Origin of the sequence: Halochromatium roseum, from assembly GCF_016653315.1 — a bacterium.
GTDB lineage: Bacteria > Pseudomonadota > Gammaproteobacteria > Chromatiales > Chromatiaceae > Lamprobacter > Lamprobacter roseus.
Map to the genome: position 1 here is coordinate 1 of NZ_NHSH01000076.1, position 16,429 is coordinate 16,429.

15 protein-coding genes and 2 tRNA genes are annotated in these 16,429 nt (G+C 61.6%); 16 read left to right on the plus strand and 1 reads right to left on the minus strand.

Translation table 11 applies throughout. From position 1 onward, the window contains the following. From CCR96_RS24260 to hypF, 12 genes are all read left to right on the plus strand, one after another. On the plus strand, positions 1-240 hold a 240-nt coding region (locus CCR96_RS24260), incomplete at its 5' end, for a hypothetical protein (RefSeq protein ID WP_207192042.1). Positions 241-254: 14 nt separating this feature from the next. After that, positions 255-331: transfer RNA gene (locus CCR96_RS21115), tRNA-Val, on the plus strand. A gap of 184 nt (positions 332-515) precedes the next feature. Further along, entirely contained in the window at positions 516-2,447 is a 1,932-nt protein-coding gene (gene thrS / locus CCR96_RS21120; RefSeq protein ID WP_201223324.1) for a threonine--tRNA ligase, read from the plus strand. Between the two features lie 167 nt (positions 2,448-2,614). After that, positions 2,615-3,166 carry a translation initiation factor IF-3 gene (gene infC, locus CCR96_RS21125; protein WP_420827285.1) on the plus strand — a complete coding sequence of 184 codons (552 nt, stop codon included), beginning with the start codon at positions 2,615-2,617 and terminating at the stop codon, positions 3,164-3,166. Between the two features lie 175 nt (positions 3,167-3,341). Then, the gene (rpmI, locus tag CCR96_RS21130) at positions 3,342-3,539 is read left to right on the plus strand and encodes a 50S ribosomal protein L35 (protein ID WP_201223326.1); all 198 of its coding nucleotides are present in this window, start codon (positions 3,342-3,344) and stop codon (positions 3,537-3,539) included. Between the two features lie 88 nt (positions 3,540-3,627). Further along, a complete protein-coding gene (gene rplT, locus CCR96_RS21135; RefSeq protein WP_200251272.1) occupies positions 3,628-3,993 on the plus strand; it encodes a 50S ribosomal protein L20 in 366 nt (121 codons plus the stop codon). Between the two features lie 71 nt (positions 3,994-4,064). Continuing rightward, the gene (gene pheS, locus CCR96_RS21140; RefSeq protein WP_201223328.1) at positions 4,065-5,111 is read left to right on the plus strand and encodes a phenylalanine--tRNA ligase subunit alpha; all 1,047 of its coding nucleotides are present in this window, start codon (positions 4,065-4,067) and stop codon (positions 5,109-5,111) included. An 89-nt stretch (positions 5,112-5,200) separates the two neighbouring features. Further along, complete coding sequence (gene pheT, locus CCR96_RS21145) at positions 5,201-7,702, plus strand: phenylalanine--tRNA ligase subunit beta (protein ID WP_201223330.1); 2,502 nt, start codon at positions 5,201-5,203, stop codon at positions 7,700-7,702. A 109-nt stretch (positions 7,703-7,811) separates the two neighbouring features. Beyond that, positions 7,812-8,111 carry an integration host factor subunit alpha gene (ihfA, locus tag CCR96_RS21150; protein WP_201223332.1) on the plus strand — a complete coding sequence of 100 codons (300 nt, stop codon included), beginning with the start codon at positions 7,812-7,814 and terminating at the stop codon, positions 8,109-8,111. Then, the gene (locus CCR96_RS21155) at positions 8,092-8,460 is read left to right on the plus strand and encodes a MerR family transcriptional regulator (protein ID WP_201223334.1); all 369 of its coding nucleotides are present in this window, start codon (positions 8,092-8,094) and stop codon (positions 8,458-8,460) included. The genes ihfA and CCR96_RS21155 overlap by 20 nt, the downstream gene beginning before the upstream one ends. Before the next feature lie 35 nt (positions 8,461-8,495). Further along, positions 8,496-8,572, plus strand: a tRNA-Pro gene (locus CCR96_RS21160). Between the two features lie 276 nt (positions 8,573-8,848). Further along, positions 8,849-11,335, plus strand: a complete 2,487-nt coding sequence (gene hypF, locus CCR96_RS21165; RefSeq protein ID WP_201223336.1) for a carbamoyltransferase HypF — start codon at positions 8,849-8,851, stop codon at positions 11,333-11,335. 161 nt (positions 11,336-11,496) lie between these two features. Here hypF and nadB read toward each other — a convergent pair whose 3' ends face one another. Further along, positions 11,497-13,167, minus strand: coding sequence for an L-aspartate oxidase (gene nadB, locus CCR96_RS21170; RefSeq protein ID WP_201223338.1), 1,671 nt, complete (start codon positions 13,165-13,167; stop codon positions 11,497-11,499). Positions 13,168-13,524: 357 nt separating this feature from the next. Here nadB and rpoE point away from each other — a divergent pair, with 357 nt between their 5' ends. The 4 genes from rpoE to CCR96_RS21190 all read left to right on the plus strand — a co-directional run bounded on the left by rpoE (position 13,525) and on the right by CCR96_RS21190 (position 16,318). Beyond that, entirely contained in the window at positions 13,525-14,103 is a 579-nt protein-coding gene (gene rpoE / locus CCR96_RS21175) for an RNA polymerase sigma factor RpoE (RefSeq protein WP_201223340.1), read from the plus strand. 65 nt (positions 14,104-14,168) lie between these two features. Continuing rightward, a complete protein-coding gene (locus tag CCR96_RS21180) occupies positions 14,169-14,762 on the plus strand; it encodes an RseA family anti-sigma factor (RefSeq protein WP_201223342.1) in 594 nt (197 codons plus the stop codon). Between the two features lie 31 nt (positions 14,763-14,793). Next, a complete protein-coding gene (locus CCR96_RS21185) occupies positions 14,794-15,831 on the plus strand; it encodes a MucB/RseB C-terminal domain-containing protein (RefSeq protein ID WP_201223350.1) in 1,038 nt (345 codons plus the stop codon). A gap of 10 nt (positions 15,832-15,841) precedes the next feature. Further along, the gene (locus CCR96_RS21190) at positions 15,842-16,318 is read left to right on the plus strand and encodes a SoxR reducing system RseC family protein (RefSeq protein WP_201223359.1); all 477 of its coding nucleotides are present in this window, start codon (positions 15,842-15,844) and stop codon (positions 16,316-16,318) included. Positions 16,319-16,429 lie beyond the last annotated feature (111 nt).

Consider the following 16,429-nt stretch of genomic DNA (forward strand, 5'->3'; position numbering starts at 1 on the left):
CAGGCGGTTTTGGATCGGGACAAGGCTCCCGAGGGTGGCGCTTGCCTGTGGTTCGCGAGCGATGAGAATGGCTCTCATCTGAAGGGCCTCGTGGCCCTTCCGCGCGCTTTGCAGGCCCCGTTCGCGCTGCTCCGCCAGCGAAAACGCTCTGGGGCTGCAGGGGCCGGGTGGCCGAAAATCGCCGCAGCGCAAATGTCTCAGTTAGAAATTTTATTGACTGATCTTGCCCAAGCCGTATAATGGCCGGCTTCGACAGGCGCGTAGCTCAGCTGGTTAGAGCACCACCTTGACATGGTGGGGGTCGTTGGTTCGAGTCCAATCGCGCCTACCAATCATTCGGTCATCGGCAATAAGGATGGTGTCGGGCCACCGGAGCCGTCAGCCTTAACCGGCGCGCATCTGCGCACCGCGTATCTGGGGCTGGCGGTTTTTGGTTTCTGGTGGGCACATTGCGGCTGTCTGCCCTTTTCATGTGGCCTCTCGTATCGGCCACCACTGACTCGAGAGGTTTCGAGATGCCAACGATCACCCTTCCAGATGGCTCCCAGCGACAGTACGAGGGGCCCGTGACAGTGCAGTCGATCGCCGCTGATATCGGGGCCGGTCTGGCGAAGGCGACATTGGCAGGGTGGGTCAATGGCCAGCTGGTCGATGCGGCTTATTCGGTGGCGGATGATGCTGAGGTTGCGATTGTCACCAGTCGTGATGAGGCTGCGCTGGATCTGTTGCGTCACGATGCGGCACATGTGATGGCGCAGGCTGTCCAAGAACTCTATCCAGGCACGCAGGTGACCATCGGTCCGGCGATCGAGAACGGCTTCTATTACGACTTCGCGCGCGATGAGCCCTTTACCCCCGATGATCTGACTGCGATCGAGCAGCGCATGCACGAAATCGTGAAGCGTGATCTGCCGATCCAACGCGAGGTCTGGGAGCGTGAGCACGCAAAGGCGGTGTTTGGCGATCTCGGTGAGACCTATAAGGTCGAGATCATTGACGACATCATCCCCGAAGGCGAAGAGGTCTCGGTCTACCGTCAGGGTGACTGGTTCGATGTCTGCCGTGGTCCGCATCTGCCTAGCACCGGCAAGCTCGGCAATGGCTTCAAGCTGATGAAACTGGCGGGGGCTTACTGGCGCGGGGATTCGAGCAATGCCATGTTGCAGCGCATCTACGGCACCGCTTGGCGCGATAAAAAGGAGCTCAAGGCCTATCTGCGCCGGCTCGAAGAGGCCGAGAAGCGCGATCATCGCAAGCTCGGTAAGCAGCTCGATCTATTCCACTTTCAGGACGAGGCGCCGGGGATGGCGTTCTGGCACCAAAAGGGCCGGATCATCTATCGTCAGGTCGAAGCGTACATGCGCGGCAAGCTTGAGGAGTATGGCTATCAGGAGGTCGAGACGCCGCAGGTGCTGGATCGTTCACTCTGGGAGCGCTCCGGGCACTGGGAAAAGTTCGCCGACGACATGTTTACGACGCAGCTCGATGAGCGCGATTACGCGATCAAGCCGATGAATTGTCCGGGGCATATCCAGATCTTCAATCAGGGGCTGAAGAGCTACCGCGAACTGCCGCTGAAGATCGCCGAGTTTGGCGTTGTGCATCGCAGCGAGCCTTCCGGAACCCTGCACGGGCTGATGCGCGCGCGCCGCTTCACGCAGGACGATGCCCACGTCTTTTGCACCGAGGAACAGCTGCAGCAAGAGGTTGCGACGCTGATCGAGATGGTGTTTGAGACCTATCACGACTTTGGCTTCGATCAGATCAATCTGGCGCTTTCGTTGCGTCCGCAGAAGCGAGTCGGCAGCGATGAGCTCTGGGATAAGGGCGAGGCGGCGCTTGATAAGGCGCTGCGCGACAAGGGTCTGGAGTTTCGCGTGCAGCCCGGCGAAGGCGCCTTCTATGGCCCCAAGATCGAGTTTACACTGCGCGATAGTATCGGCCGTAGCTGGCAATGTGGCACCATTCAGGTCGATTTTTCGATGCCTGGCCGGCTTGGTGCCTACTATATCGGCGAGGACAATGCGAAGCAGGTGCCGGTGATGATTCACCGTGCCATTCTTGGCTCGATGGAGCGTTTCATTGGTATCTTGATCGAGCACTACGCAGGTGCACTGCCGCTTTGGCTGGCGCCGGTGCAGGCGGTCGTGCTGACCATTACCGATCATCAGCGTGAGTATGCCGAGCAGGTGGCTAAGGTGTTGCGAGATAAGGGGTTCCGTGTCGATTCCGACTTGAGGAACGAGAAGATCGGCTTTAAGATTCGCGAGCACACGCTGCAGAAGGTGCCCTATTTGCTCGTGGCGGGCGATCGCGAGATGGAGAGCCAGACCCTGGCCCTCCGTAATCGCCAAGGCGCGGATTTAGGGGTGGTCAGGCTCGATGCGTTAGCGCAGAGACTCGGTGACGAGGTTGCCGAGCGTGCCAACGGGGCCATCCCGTCCTGAGTCACCGCTGCTTTTGCATTTCTATTTTCGGCCTGTCCGCTTAACCGGGTTTATGTAAGCCGTTGATGTATGTTGGGAGTCGCGCGGCCCGATAGGCGTGTTGTTATCGAGCGTCGCTTTGTGCTGGCCTCCAGGCTGGGTCCTGGCCTGTCAGGCATCGCGCTGCTATCGGTCTTTTCGTAGTTCGGAGGAAGTCTGCTATCGCTGCACCAAAACGCAACCGCGTCAATGATGAGATCTCGGTTCCAAGGGTCCGTTTGATTGCCGAGGATGGCAGCCAGGTCGGTATTCTCGACCTCGCTGATGCCGTTCAGAAAGCGACTGAAGTGAGCCTGGATCTCGTCGAGATCGATCCCAACGCTGATCCACCGGTCTGCCGGCTGATGGATTACGGGCGCTTTCGGTTCGATCAGAAAAAGAAACAGAACGAGGCGCGCAAAAAGCAAAAGCAGGTTCAGGTTAAGGAAGTCAAGTTTCGACCTGGTACTGATATCGGCGACTATCAGGTCAAGCTCAAGAACCTGACCCGGTTCCTGAATGAGGGCGATAAGGCGAAGGTCACCATGCGTTTTCGTGGCCGTGAGCACGCGCACCGTGAGTTGGGCCTCGATCTGCTTCGGCGGGTCGAAAAAGATCTATCCGACATCAGCATTGTCGAGCAACAGCCGCAGATGGAAGGGCGGCAGATGATCATGGTCCTAGGGCCTAAAAAGCACTAACAACGTGACCGTGATGGAGACGCTTTATCGTCTGGAATGGCGATGCGCTCTGCTCCGTCTGCTAACTGTTGTTCGTCGCGCGTATCCAATACGCGGCGCTCGGGCCGGGCTTCCGATGCGCCGCATCCAATAAGCTGCCGACTGGATCGGCGGCAAGCACACTACGGAGTAAAAAATGCCCAAGATCAAGACGAATCGTGGTGCCGCGAAACGCTTTGCGCGTACGGCATCTGGACTGTTCAAACGCAATGCCTCGCATCGCCGGCATATTCTGACCAAGAAGGCAACCAAGCGGAAACGTCAGCTGCGTAAGAATCACCTGCTGCACAAGGCCGACAACCGGGCGGCACGTCGGATGATGCCTTATTGCTGAGTCCCCTTGGGTCGCTGAGTAGGGATACATTGGCTGCTGAGCCAAACCTTGCTCCACGATGACGATTTGAACACTTCGGAGAAGAGATATGCCACGCGTTAAACGCGGCGTGACCGCGCACGCTCGCCACAAGAAGGTCCTCGACCAAGCGAAGGGTTATTACGGCGCCCGCAGCAAGGTCTACCGGGTCGCCAAGCAGGCGGTCATCAAGGCCGGTCAGTACGCCTACCGTGATCGCCGTCAGCGTAAGCGCCAGTTCCGTGCGCTCTGGATTGCGCGGATCAATGCTGCCGCGCGCCTGCATGGGCTGTCGTACAGCCGCATGATCGACGGGCTCAACAAGGCAAACGTCGAGATCGATCGCAAGATGCTCGCCGAGCTCGCATTCGAGAATGAGCCGGCGTTCGGTGCGCTGGCCGAGCAGGCCAAGGCGGCCCTGGCTGAAGCCTCTTAATGATGTAGCGAGTGAGGGCCGACGTGCTGTCTCCCGGTGCGGGGACGGCGCGCGATTCTCTAGGGGAACCCATGACGCAACGCCCTGATGCCGATCCGACGCTTGATCTGGCGGATCTCGAGTCTGCCGCGCTAGCGGCGGTCAACGCGGCTGCAGATCTTGCTGCACTCGATGATGTGCGGGTGCGCTACCTAGGCAAGAGTGGTCTGCTGACCGCACAACTGAAGTCGCTCGGCGCCTTACCGAAAGCAGAGCGGCCAGCTGCGGGTCAGCGCATCAACGACGCGAAGCGGATGGTTCAGGACGCGTTGGATGCGCGACGCGCTGGTCTCGAGGAGCAGCGGCTCGCGGCGCAGCTCCGTGATGAGCGCATCGATGTAACCCTGCCTGGGCGCGGTCAAACGCCAGGTGCTTTGCATCCGGTGACACGCGCGATGGCTCGCATCGAACGTCTGTTCGCCAATGCGGGCTTCAGTATTGCCGAGGGGCCAGAGGTCGAGGACGACTACCATAACTTCGAGGCCCTCAATATCCCGGCGCATCATCCAGCGCGGGCGATGCATGACACCTTCTACTTCCCGGATGGCCGGCTGCTGCGCACCCATACCTCGCCGGTACAGATTCGGGTGATGGAAACCCAGCCGCCGCCGCTGCGTATCATCGCGCCTGGACGCGTCTATCGCTGCGATTCGGATCTGACGCACACGCCGATGTTCCATCAGGTGGAAGGCTTTTTGGTCGATCGCGAGGCGACCTTCGCTGATCTCAAGGGTGTGCTGTATGACTTCTTGCGTAACTTCTTCGAACAGGACGATCTCAAGCTGCGCTTCCGGCCTTCCTATTTCCCGTTCACGGAACCTTCCGCCGAAGTCGACGTGCAGTGCGTCAAATGCGGCGGTCGGGGTTGCCGAGTCTGTAAGCAGAGCGGATGGTTGGAGGTCTTGGGCTGCGGCATGATCCATCCGGAGGTGTTTGGCCAGGTCGGCATCGATTCCGAGCAATGGCTCGGCTACGCCTTTGGTATGGGCGTGGAGCGTCTAGCGATGCTGCGTTATGGCGTCGATGATCTACGGCTCTATTTCGATAACGATCTGCGATTCCTGTCGCAGTTCGCCTGACCTCGGTGGTCCTGACCCCAATGGTCCTGATTCCAATCATCACGTGAACAACAGTAAGGCTCGAATGGCGCGTTTGCGCGGGGTGGCTTATGCGCTTTAGTGAATCCTGGCTGCGCGAGTGGGTGAATCCGCCGCATGCGGTGCAGGCGCTCTGCGATCAGCTCAGCATGGCTGGCCTTGAGGTCGATGCGCTCGAGCCGGTCGCGCCGGCCTGCTCCGGGGTCGCCATCGGGGCGGTCTTGGCCGTTGAGCCGCATCCGGATGCCACCAAGCTGCGGGTCTGTCGGGTCGATGTCGGCGAGGACGAGCCGCTGCAGATCGTCTGCGGTGCAGCCAATGTCGCGGCTGGGCAGCGGGTGCCGGTGGCGCGGATCGGCGCCGTGCTGCCCGGGGACTTCAAGATCAAGAAGGCCAAGCTGCGGGGTGTCGCCTCGCAGGGCATGATCTGCTCGGCCTCTGAGCTGGGCTTGGCCGAGCGTTCGGACGGTATCATGACCCTGCCGGGCGATGCGCCGGTGGGCGAGGATCTGCGCGCTTGGCTGGCGTTGGACGACCACGCGATTGAGCTGGATCTGACCCCCGATCGCAGCGACTGCCTAAGTGTCGCCGGTGTCGCGCGCGAAGTCGGTGTGCTCAACCGCCTGAGCGTGACTGCGCCGGCGGCAACGCCGGTGGCGCCAACGCACGATGATGGCTACAGCGTGCAGCTCGAGGCTCCAGCTGCCTGCCCGCGCTATCTATGTCGCATCGTCCGCGATCTCGACCCGAGCGCCGAGACGCCGTTGTGGATGACAGAGCGGCTGCGTCGCAGTGGGCTGCGGCCGATCTCGCCGATGGTTGACGTGACCAACTATGTGTTGCTTGAGCTTGGTCAGCCATTGCATGCGTTCGATCTCGAAAAGCTCGAAGGTCCGATCCAAGTGCGACTGTCACGGTCCGGCGAGCGCTTGGCGTTGCTCAATGACGAGGCGGTCGAACTCGATGACGATACCTTGGTGATTGCCGACAGCAACGGGCCGGTGGCGATGGCGGGTGTCATGGGGGGCGCAGCCAGCGCCGTCTCTGAGACTACCTGCGATATCCTGCTCGAGAGCGCGTTCTTCGCGCCTGAGGCGATTGCTGGACGGGCGCGCCGCTATGGGCTGCACACCGATTCATCGCACCGTTTCGAGCGCGGCGTCGATCCGATGCTGCAGCAGCGGGCCATCGAGCGCGCAACCGCGCTGCTACTGGCGATTGCTGGCGGTCGTCCCGGGCCTGTGGTCGAAGCACGCTCTGAGGGCGATCTGCCGCGGCCGGTATCACTGTTGCTGCGGCGCACCCGTATTCGGCAGGTGCTTGGCATCGCGCCCGAGGACGCGCAGGTGATGGATATCCTAAGCCGGCTCGGGATGACGCTCGAGCCAAGCCGCAACGGGGCCTGCGAGAACCGTGCTCGCGGGAACAGTACAGACGGGAAGGATGCTGGCGAGAAGGGGGCGACAGAGAACCGCGTGAGCGATGACCCCGGCGCCGAAGGCTGGCAGGTGACTGCGCCCTCGCAGCGCTTTGATATCCAGCGCGAGGTGGACCTGATCGCCGAGATTGGCCGCATCTACGGCTACAACGCGATCCCGGTGACCCATGCACGCTCCGCGGCCTTCACCCGCGCGCCGCAAGAGATGGCCTTTGATCTTGAGTTGGCACGGCGCACCTTAGTCGCCCGCGGCTACTTTGAGGCGATCACCTACAGCTTCGTCAGCCCGGAGCAAAATGGCTGGTTTGACCCGAGCCCATCATCGGCGCCCTTGAGCCTTGCCAATCCGCTCTCGGCTGAGCTTTCGGTGATGCGCAGCAGCCTCTGGCCGGGCCTGATTCAGGTGATGCGGCAAAATCTGGCGCGTCAGCAGCCACGGGTGCGTCTGTTCGAGACTGGGCTGCGGTTTCTCGGTGGCGCTGACAACCTGCGTCAGGCACCGAGTCTGGCGGGCGCGGTGGTGGGCACAGTGCTGGCTGAACAATGGGGTGCGACCAAATGTTTGGTCGACTTCTTCGACCTCAAGGCCGATCTCGAGGCGGTGTTGACGCAGACTGGCCGGCTCGATGCGCTCCGGTTAGCGCCGCCAGCTTCGGAGTCTGGTGCACATCCGGCGCTGCATCCGGGACAGAGCGCCGAACTCTGGCTCGGCGAACAGTCGATTGGCTGGATCGGCACACTGCATCCGCTGCTGGCACGACGGCTTGAACTGCCCAATGAGGTGCAGCTGTTCGAGATCGACCTCGCCGCGCTTGGTGTTGGCGAGCGACCGGCGTTCGAGCCGCTGTCGCGGTTTCCGTCGATCCGCCGCGATCTGGCGATTGTCGTTCCGGCTGCGCTGCCGTTCGAGCGGGTGCGGCAGGCGGTGATGGCCAGCGCTGGCGATTTGCTCAAGCAGCTGATCCTGTTCGATCAATACCAGGGTGACAAGATCGAATCAGATCACAAAAGCTTAGCTTTCGGATTGATTTTACAAGCCTCTTCTCAGACACTTACTGATGCTGATGTGGACGCTGTGGTGCAAGCCGTGGTCGAGCGGCTTGAGCAAGAACTGGGAGCTAAGCTGCGGACCTGAGCCCTGGCGACGCGGAGGTCGGGCGTCTTGTGCCGCCTGCCGCTTTGGTCTTTGGCGCAGGCTTTTTTACGGCCTCCCCTGATGGTTTTGAGGAGCAGAGTAGGTTTTTATGGCACTCACCAAAGCGGATATGGCGGAGCATCTGTTCGAAGTGCTCGGGCTGAATAAGCGCGAGGCCAAGGACGTGGTCGAGATGTTTTTCGAGGAGATCCGCACAGCCTTAGAGCAGGGTGAGCAGGTCAAGCTCTCCGGCTTCGGCAATTTCGATCTCCGCGAGAAAAAACAGCGACCGGGGCGGAACCCGAAGACCGGTGAGGAGATACCGATCACTGCGCGGCGCGTTGTCACCTTCCGGCCCGGACAAAAATTGAAATCGCGGGTCGAAGCCTATGTTGGAAACGAGCGTTAGCCTCAAAGAACTGCCGCCGATCCCAACCAAGCGCTACTTCACCATCGGTGAGGTGAGTGAGCTTTGCGACGTCAAGCCGCACGTGCTGCGCTACTGGGAGCAAGAGTTCCCGCAGCTAAAGCCGGTAAAACGTCGTGGCAACCGCCGTTACTACCAGCATCATGATGTTGTGATGGTGCGTCGTATCCGCGGACTGCTCTATGAGCAGGGCTTTACCATCGGCGGTGCGCGCCAGCAGCTGAGCGGAGAGCCGGCGAAAAAGGACAGTACGCAGAGCCATCAGATCATCAAACAGGTGCGTTTAGAACTCGAGGAGATCCTGCACGACCTTCGCCGTCGTTCACATTGACCCTAGCCGCGCTTGGGGTTATGCTGGTGGACTTTCCGGGCGTAGCGCAGTCTGGTAGCGCACCACAATGGGGTTGTGGGGGTCGCAGGTTCGAATCCTGCCGCCCGGACCATCTTGAAGAACGCGGTAACGGTTTGGCTGTTGCCGCGTTTTTTATGTCTCGCGTTTTTTGTGCCTTCGCTGCACGCCCGACCACGATTCTCCTAAAAAACGCTGCTAAAAAGAGCATTTTGACCGCAGATTTTGCAGATTAACGCCGCGATTTCAGTAGGCTGCTGCTCCTCAATACCTCACTCGCTAGGTGACCTTGCTCAACCTTCTAGGGCCTTGTTTTATCTTCTTTTAATCTGCGCGTATCTGCGGTTTATAGGATTATCTGTTGCAGATCATGTCTAAAGAACAGATTACATGCCAGCGATTGCGTCTGCATAACGAGACCGAAGGTGAGTCGATCCGAGTGCGCGGCCTCGTGCAAGGGGTTGGCTTCCGCCCAACGGTCTGGCGTCTTGCTACCGCTGCTGGTTTATCCGGCGATGTCTGCAACGACAGCGAGGGCGTGCTGATTCGGCTTTGGGGCAGTAGCGCTGAGATCGATGAGTTCTGTCGCTCCCTGATGGTCGAGTGTCCACCGCTTGGGCGTATCGATGGCATCGAACGGCGGCTCTGCGAGGGGCCGGCGCCTGCGGGCTTCAGCATCGTCGAGAGTGGCGCGGGCAGGGTACAGACCGGCGTGGTTGCGGATGCGGCGACCTGTGCCGCCTGTGCGGCTGAGATGGCCGACCCCAACGATCGCCGTTATCGCTATCCGTTCATCAACTGTACCCACTGTGGGCCGCGGCTGAGCATCATTCGTGCGATCCCCTACGATCGCGCCAACACCAGTATGGCTGCGTTTGAGATGTGCCCGGCCTGTGCGGCGGAGTATCGCGATCCGGCTGATCGCCGCTTCCATGCCCAACCGAATGCCTGTCCTGTCTGTGGCCCCAAGGTCTGGCTGGCTGACGCCGAAGGAGGTGAGCTGGATGCAGCTGAAGCGGAGGCTGGCTTAGCGTTTTCTGATCCAGCGCCGCGCGATGCGATCGATGCCGCCAGCCGACTGCTGGCGCGGGGTGCGATCCTTGCCATCAAGGGCATTGGTGGCTTCCATCTGGCCTGTGACGCGACTCATCCAAGCGCGGTCACTAGGCTGCGCGAGCGTAAGCGGCGGGCCGCCAAGCCCTTCGCGCTGATGGCCAGGGATCTCGAGGTCATCCGCCGCTACTGCGCGGTCAGTCCAGCCGAGGCGGAGCTGCTGAACTCGACGGTGGCGCCGATTGTGTTGCTCGATCAGGTCGCTCTCGACGGCGATTTGGATCTGGGTTTGGGCAATCTGTCGCCACTGGCCGCTGAGGTTGCGCCAGGGCAGTCGGCGCTGGGCCTGATGCTTCCCTACAGCCCTTTGCATTGGCTACTGTTGCAGGACTGGGACCGCCCCTTGGTGATGACCAGCGGCAACCTGAGCGATGAGCCGCAATGTATCGACAACGCGGATGCGCTGCAGCGCCTGGCCGGCATCGCTGATGCCTGGCTGCTCAATGATCGCGAGATCGTCAATCGGGTCGATGATTCGGTGGCGCGGGTGATTCAAGGCCGCACCCGCTGGCTGCGGCGGGCACGCGGCGCGGCACCAACGCCGCTCAGGCTAGCGTCGGGTTTTGAGGCTGCACCCAAGGTGCTGGCGCTCGGCGGCGAATTGAAGAATAGTCTCTGTCTGCTCAGCGATGGCCAGGCGACGTTGTCACAGCATCTCGGTGATCTTGAAGAGGCGCGCACTGCGCGTGAGTTCGAGCGCACGGTCGCGCTCTATCAAGCGCTGTTTGAGCATCAGCCCGAGATCATCGCTGTCGACAGCCATCCCGATTATCGCTCCTCTGCGCTCGGGCGGCGGCTGGCGTCGGAGACGGGCGCACGGCTGGTCGAGGTGCAGCATCATGCCGCGCATCTCGGTGCCGTTTTGGCGGATGCGGACTGGCCGCTTGATGCTGGTCCGGTCCTTGGGGTGATCTTCGATGGCCTGGGCTATGGCTCTGATCAGACCATCTGGGGCGGCGAATTCCTGCTCGGTGACTATCGACAGTGGCAGCGCGTCGGCCATTTGCGGCCATTCAGTCTGCCCGGCGGCGAGCGCGCCATCCGTGAGCCTTGGCGCTGCCTTTATGCGCAGCTCGAAAGCGTTTTTGGCTGGCCGCAGTGTCTCGATCGCTGGGGTGGTTTGGAGCCGATTCAGAGGCTGCAGGTGCGGCCGCTGACGGTGATCGAGGAGATGATTCAGAAGGGATTGAACTCACCGCATACCACCTCGGCCGGGCGTCTGTTTGATGCCGTCGCGGTGGCGCTCGGGATCTGCGCCGACGGTATCGCTTACGAAGCGCAGGCGGCGATTGAACTCGAGACGCTAGCGCGTTGCGCGCTGGGCGAGGTCGGCTATGCGTTCGCGATCGATCATCGCGACAGCAGTGATCATAGCGGCGGCGACGACCATCGCGATAACAGTGCCAAGCGCTGGCAGCTGGACCCGACGCCGATGTGGACGGCGCTGCTCGATGATCTGACAGCGCGGGTGCCGGCCGCAGTGATCGCGGCGCGTTTCCATGCCGGCCTTGCCGATGCCGTCGCTGAGCTGGCCGCGCAGTTAGCGCAACAGCATGGTGTTGAGGCTGTCGCGCTTTCGGGCGGGGTGTTCCAGAATCGCACCCTCTTCGAGACCACGCACAAAGCGCTGCGCGAGCGCGGACTGCAGGTGCTGACTCACACGCGGGTGCCAGCCAATGATGGCGGTCTTGCGCTCGGCCAGGCGGTGATCGCTGCGGTGGCCTGTTTCGGCTCACGCCGATGATGGCCTGGTGCTGCTCTAGAAGAGGAGTCGCTTGACCGTCACGGTGACGTCGAGTGACGTCGAGTGATTGTAGACGTTGAGTGATTGTAAGGGTGCGTCGCACCCCGGACGACGAACGCTTGTTTCAGGGTAATCAGGGTAATGCTGACCCTTTATCGCCCTCAGGGCAGATCGTTGCAGTGGTCCGCGTTGGCGCCAGGAGCCGCGCCCCAAGCGCCGCCGCGGGGGCGGTAACGGTTCGGGATCAACACCGTTGGGCGCAGCTGACTTGGGTCTTTCTGGGGGAAGTCCAGCGTGTAATGCAGCCCACGACTCTCGCGTCGGCGCTGCGCGGATTGGACGATGAGATCGGCGACATCGACCAGATTGCGTAGCTCGAGCAGGTCGGTTTTGACCCGGAAATGGCTGTAATGCTCGATGATCTCCTGGCGCAGCAGGTCGACCCGGCGCTTGGCGCGCTGCAGGCGCTTGTTGGTGCGCACGATGCCGACATAGTCCCACATGAAGCGCCGCAGCTCTTCCCAGTTGTGCGAGATTACGATCTCTTCATCGGCTTGAGTGACGCGGCTTGCATCCCAAGCGGGCACCTCGGGTGGGGCGGTCCAGCCGGTTGCAAGCGCGGCGATGTCCTTGGCCGCTAGCTCGGCGAACACCAGGCACTCCAGCAGCGAGTTGCTGGCCATGCGATTGGCGCCGTGCAGGCCGGTGTAAGCCGTTTCGCCGATCGCATAGAGCCCTGGCAGATCGGTGCGGGCGCGTGCATCGACGAGCAGCCCGCCGCAGGTATAGTGGGCCGCTGGGACCACCGGGATCGGCTCGCGCGTGATGTCGATGCCCAGCTCCAGACAACGCGCATGGATGGTTGGGAAATGCTCGGTGATGAAGTCGGCCGGGCGGTGCGAGATATCGAGATAGACAAACTTGCTGCCGGTGCGCTTGATCTCGTGGTCGATGGCGCGGGCGACGACGTCGCGCGGTGCCAACTCAGCGCGCTCGTCGAAGCGCGGCATGAAGCGGTCGCCGTCGGGCAGCTTGAGTTTCGCACCTTCGCCGCGCAGCGCCTCAGTTATTAAGAATGACTTGGCCTTGGAGTGATACAGGCAGGTTGGATGAAACTGCATGAACTCCATGTTCGCGACCCGGCAGCCGGCACGCCAGCCCATCGCGATGCCATCGCCGGTGGCGACGTCGGGGTTGCTGGTGTAGACGTAGACCTTGCTCGCGCCGCCACTGGCGATGACCACGAAGCGGGCCAGGAAGGTATTGACCTCGTCGGTCATGTTGTCGAGCAGGTAGGCGCCGAGGCAGCGGTTCTCGCTGCCGCCGAGCTTGCGGTCGGTGATCAGGTCGATCGCGGCATGATGTTCGAACAGCTCGACGTTGCTGCGCGCGCGCACCAGGTCGGTGAGGGTGGTCTCGACGGCGCGGCCGGTCGCATCAGCGGCATGGATGACGCGGCGATGCGTATGGCCACCTTCACGCGTGAGATGGTAGCCGCTGGAGCCGGTGCCGCTGTCATCGCGGGTGAATTGAACGCCAGCCTCAAGCAGCCAATGGATATTGCCGGGGCCGCGCTCGACGACGAGTCGCACGATGGATTCATCGCAAAGCCCGTCGCCGGCCTTCAGGGTATCCTGTACGTGGGCGTCGATGGTGTCGGTGGCGTTGAGCACTGCGGAAATGCCACCTTGGGCGTAGAGGGTATTGCCTTCCTGGAGCTCACGCTTGGAGACCACAGCAACCGAGAGCGCTGATGGCAGACGCAGCGCGAGGCTGAGGCCTGCGGCACCGCTGCCGATGATCAGGACGTCATGGCGGTAAAGCTTGGGCATGGGTGTCTGGCTTCCTCGCGCGAGCAGAAACGGATAATGACGATTGGGTTGCAATCGGGGCTTGCAACAGAGTATGCCGCAGGTGAGCGGTTGCGTCGCCTGCTAGGCGTTGGGTCAATGGCTTTGACCACAGAGCGGGGGATTCGGTGAGATCCGCTTCTTGAATCTTGTCTAAGTCTATGTGTGGACAAAGATTAGACGATGTCGATGGAAATCGGCACAAAATCGGGCAAACACGAAGCTGAAGATTTGTGTTGCGATATATCAAGCTGCGACTTGGTCAGTAGAGAACTTTCATCGGAGGGGTGGTGTCAATGCGCCAGGTGAGCAGAATCCGACGGGCTCGGGAGCGACCCGGTGTCTGAGCGCGAGGTCGATCAGGCGCTCGTCGAGCGGGCGCAGGCTGGAGATCGACGGGCCTTCGATCTGCTGGTGCTGAAGTACCAACAACGGATCGCCGCGCTTATCGGTCGCTACCTGCGCGATAGCGCCGAGGTCTTGGATGTGACCCAGGAGGCCTTCCTGAAGGCCTACCGAGCGCTGCCCGGCTTTCGCGGCGAGTCGGCTTTCTATACCTGGATCTACCGAATTGCGATCAATACGGTAAAGAACTACATGGTCGCTCAGAGCCGGCGTCCGCCTGGCGATGATGTCGACGCTGAAGTGGCCGAGCAAATGGACATGGGCGCAGCACTGCGCGACTGCTCCACACCCGAACGCGAAGCACTGACCGACGAGATTGCGAACACGGTGCAGGATGCCTTGAATGCACTGCCGGACGATCTTCGGGCTGCGATCATGTTCCGAGAGATCGACGGTATGAGCTATGAAGAGATTGCAACCGCGATGGAGTGTCCAATCGGAACGGTGCGCTCACGGATCTTCCGTGCCCGTGAAGCGATCGACAAACGGCTCCGGCCATTGCTCGAGGGATGAGCAGAGCAGTATCTGCCCGCAGGTCGAATCCGTATCATGAACGACTGACGAGTGAAGGCGACAGCATGACCACACCCACTTCGGATCAACGGTACCTGGCGGCAATGATCGATGGAGAGCCTGGTCCCGGCGGCGGATTCGAGGCTGCGATCGATGCCGTCGAGCGAGATGCAGCGCTGCGCGCCCGCTTTGAGCGCGGCATCCTCATCGGTCAGCTGTTGCGAGCAGAGCCTGCGATGCCGGCGGCACGGGCCGTGAGCGCTAGGGTTGCGGCTGCGCTTGCCTCCGAACCGGTGGTGATGCGGCCGAGCAAGCGCCAAGCATCCCGTCGATCGTCGTCGATCAACCGCTCGGCTGTTGGGCTCGCGATCGCCGCTAGCCTGGTCGCGGTAGCCATCATGATCGGTCCGGGATTGATGACAGGCAGCGGCTTTGGGCCAAGTCTGGAGTCATCGCCCATCGCACAGTCTGACCCAGCTGCGGTTCAAGAGTATGCGGCGCTGACTGAGCCCATGGTCGAGCGCTGGGCCTTGGATGAGCCCGTCAGCTCAACCGCCTTGGATGCCTTGCTGGTCGACCATCGCGAGCGTGCGTCAGCATCGGGGCTGACCGGCTTTATCCCCTATGCTGCTGTGGTTGGTCCCAGTGGTGTTCGTTGATGCAATGTCGCTGCACAGGCTGCTGCATCAGATGAAACTCGTCGCTGCGCTCGGCAGTCGTTTGAGTGTGCTGCTTATCAGTTTGCTGCTCGGTTTTCTGCTGCCATGGGTGAGCGCGGCGAACGATGCTGAGCAGGCTCCGGAGGCCGGGCCTGCTCCGATTGCGTTGCTTGGGCAGATGTCTAAAGCCCTCTCCGAGCTCGAATACGAGGGTACCCTGGTCTATCTCAACGGCCATGAGCTCTCGACGCTGCGGATTGCGCACCGGATCAACGGTGGCCAAGCGCATGAGAGCCTGCTAGCCCTCAGCGGGCCGGTGCGTGCGGTTGCTCGCAGCCGACAGACCGTGACCTGCGTGTTGCCCGATGCGCGCGCAATCTCGGTGCCGCGGCATTCGGCCCACGCCGCGACCTTGCACTCCGGTACGCTCGATGCGGAGCGATTGCGGCCACATTATCTGATTCATCATCTCGGCCAGTCGCGGGTTGCCGGGCGCGATACCCTGGTCGTTGGTATCATTCCGAAGGATGACCTGCGCTACGGTTATCGGTTCTTTGTTGACAAGGACACCGGGCTGCCGCTGAAGACCGACCTGATGGACAGCTCAGCAACGCCGATCGAGCAGGTCATGTTCACCGAGATCGAGTTCCTGGGCCGAGCGTCTGCTGATGCGATGGCCGCAAACGCGGCCCCACTGCAGCCGCTCGAGGCCGCGGTCTCGGTCAACTCCGGTCTCGCGCACTCGGCGCCGGCCTCAGCGCCGATCGATCTGGCGCCCTGGTCGTTTTCTGAATTGCCGGCGGGCTATGCCGTGGTGGCCGGTGACCCCCCGGCAACCGATACCAAAGGGACTAAAGGACAGCGCCGCTGGTTCATGGTAAGCGATGGCCTCTCTGTGGTTTCGGTCTATATCGAGCCTGATCAGGGATACGGACTCGCCGGACACAAGCGCATCGGTGCGATGAATGCTGCCGGGCGCTCACTCAACGGATATCAGATCACCGCAGTTGGCGAGGCGCCGCTGCAGACAGTTCAAGCCATCGCTGCTGCGGTGAGGACTCAACCATGATGGAAGAACCATGATTGAAGAACAGGGTATCGTCATCGCGAGCGAGGCTGGAATTGCTGAGGTCGAGATCGTTCGCCGTTCGACCTGTGGCGCTTGTAGCGCGCGTTCCGGTTGTGGTGTCTCACTCCTGGATCGGGTGCTTGGCCGGCGGCCGCAGCGCCTGCTGTTGGTTGACAAACTTAGGGTCCGCCCAGGCGATGAGGTGATTGTCGGCATCCCCGAGGGGGCCTTGCTGAAGGCCGCGGTGGTTGCCTACATGGTTCCGCTGTTCGGTCTCTTGGCGGGAGCAATCCTCGGCGATTTACCGCGGCTAGACGGCGCCATGGATCAGGGGCTGCCGTTATTGACCGGTGCGCTCGGATTTGGCGCCGGGCTGCTTGTGACCCATCTCTACAGTCGCCGGCTGGCGGTCGATCCACGCTGGCGGGCCGTGCTGCTGCGTCGCGCAACCCATGGCCTCAGCGTCGGCCTTCCTAGCACGCACTGACCGGTTCTCCCGTCGGTTGGTTCAAGATCCTGTCACAGTGCAGTCGACGCGGTCGGCTTCTGTTATCGTTACCGGTTGTCGCTGCCGGCGCCTGCCGGTTTCGGGTGCGTT

Coding starts and splice junctions, on each gene's coding strand:
- thrS (WP_201223324.1), top strand. CDS start 516: ATGCCAACGATCACCCTTCCAGATGGCTCCCAGCGACAGTACGAGGGG.
- rpmI (WP_201223326.1), top strand. CDS start 3,342: ATGCCCAAGATCAAGACGAATCGTGGTGCCGCGAAACGCTTTGCGCGT.
- rplT (WP_200251272.1), top strand. CDS start 3,628: ATGCCACGCGTTAAACGCGGCGTGACCGCGCACGCTCGCCACAAGAAG.
- pheS (WP_201223328.1), top strand. CDS start 4,065: ATGACGCAACGCCCTGATGCCGATCCGACGCTTGATCTGGCGGATCTC.
- pheT (WP_201223330.1), top strand. CDS start 5,201: ATGCGCTTTAGTGAATCCTGGCTGCGCGAGTGGGTGAATCCGCCGCAT.
- ihfA (WP_201223332.1), top strand. CDS start 7,812: ATGGCACTCACCAAAGCGGATATGGCGGAGCATCTGTTCGAAGTGCTC.
- CCR96_RS21155 (WP_201223334.1), top strand. CDS start 8,092: ATGTTGGAAACGAGCGTTAGCCTCAAAGAACTGCCGCCGATCCCAACC.
- hypF (WP_201223336.1), top strand. CDS start 8,849: ATGTCTAAAGAACAGATTACATGCCAGCGATTGCGTCTGCATAACGAG.
- nadB (WP_201223338.1), bottom strand. CDS start 13,167: ATGCCCAAGCTTTACCGCCATGACGTCCTGATCATCGGCAGCGGTGCC.
- CCR96_RS21180 (WP_201223342.1), top strand. CDS start 14,169: ATGACCACACCCACTTCGGATCAACGGTACCTGGCGGCAATGATCGAT.
- CCR96_RS21185 (WP_201223350.1), top strand. CDS start 14,794: ATGAAACTCGTCGCTGCGCTCGGCAGTCGTTTGAGTGTGCTGCTTATC.
- CCR96_RS21190 (WP_201223359.1), top strand. CDS start 15,842: ATGATTGAAGAACAGGGTATCGTCATCGCGAGCGAGGCTGGAATTGCT.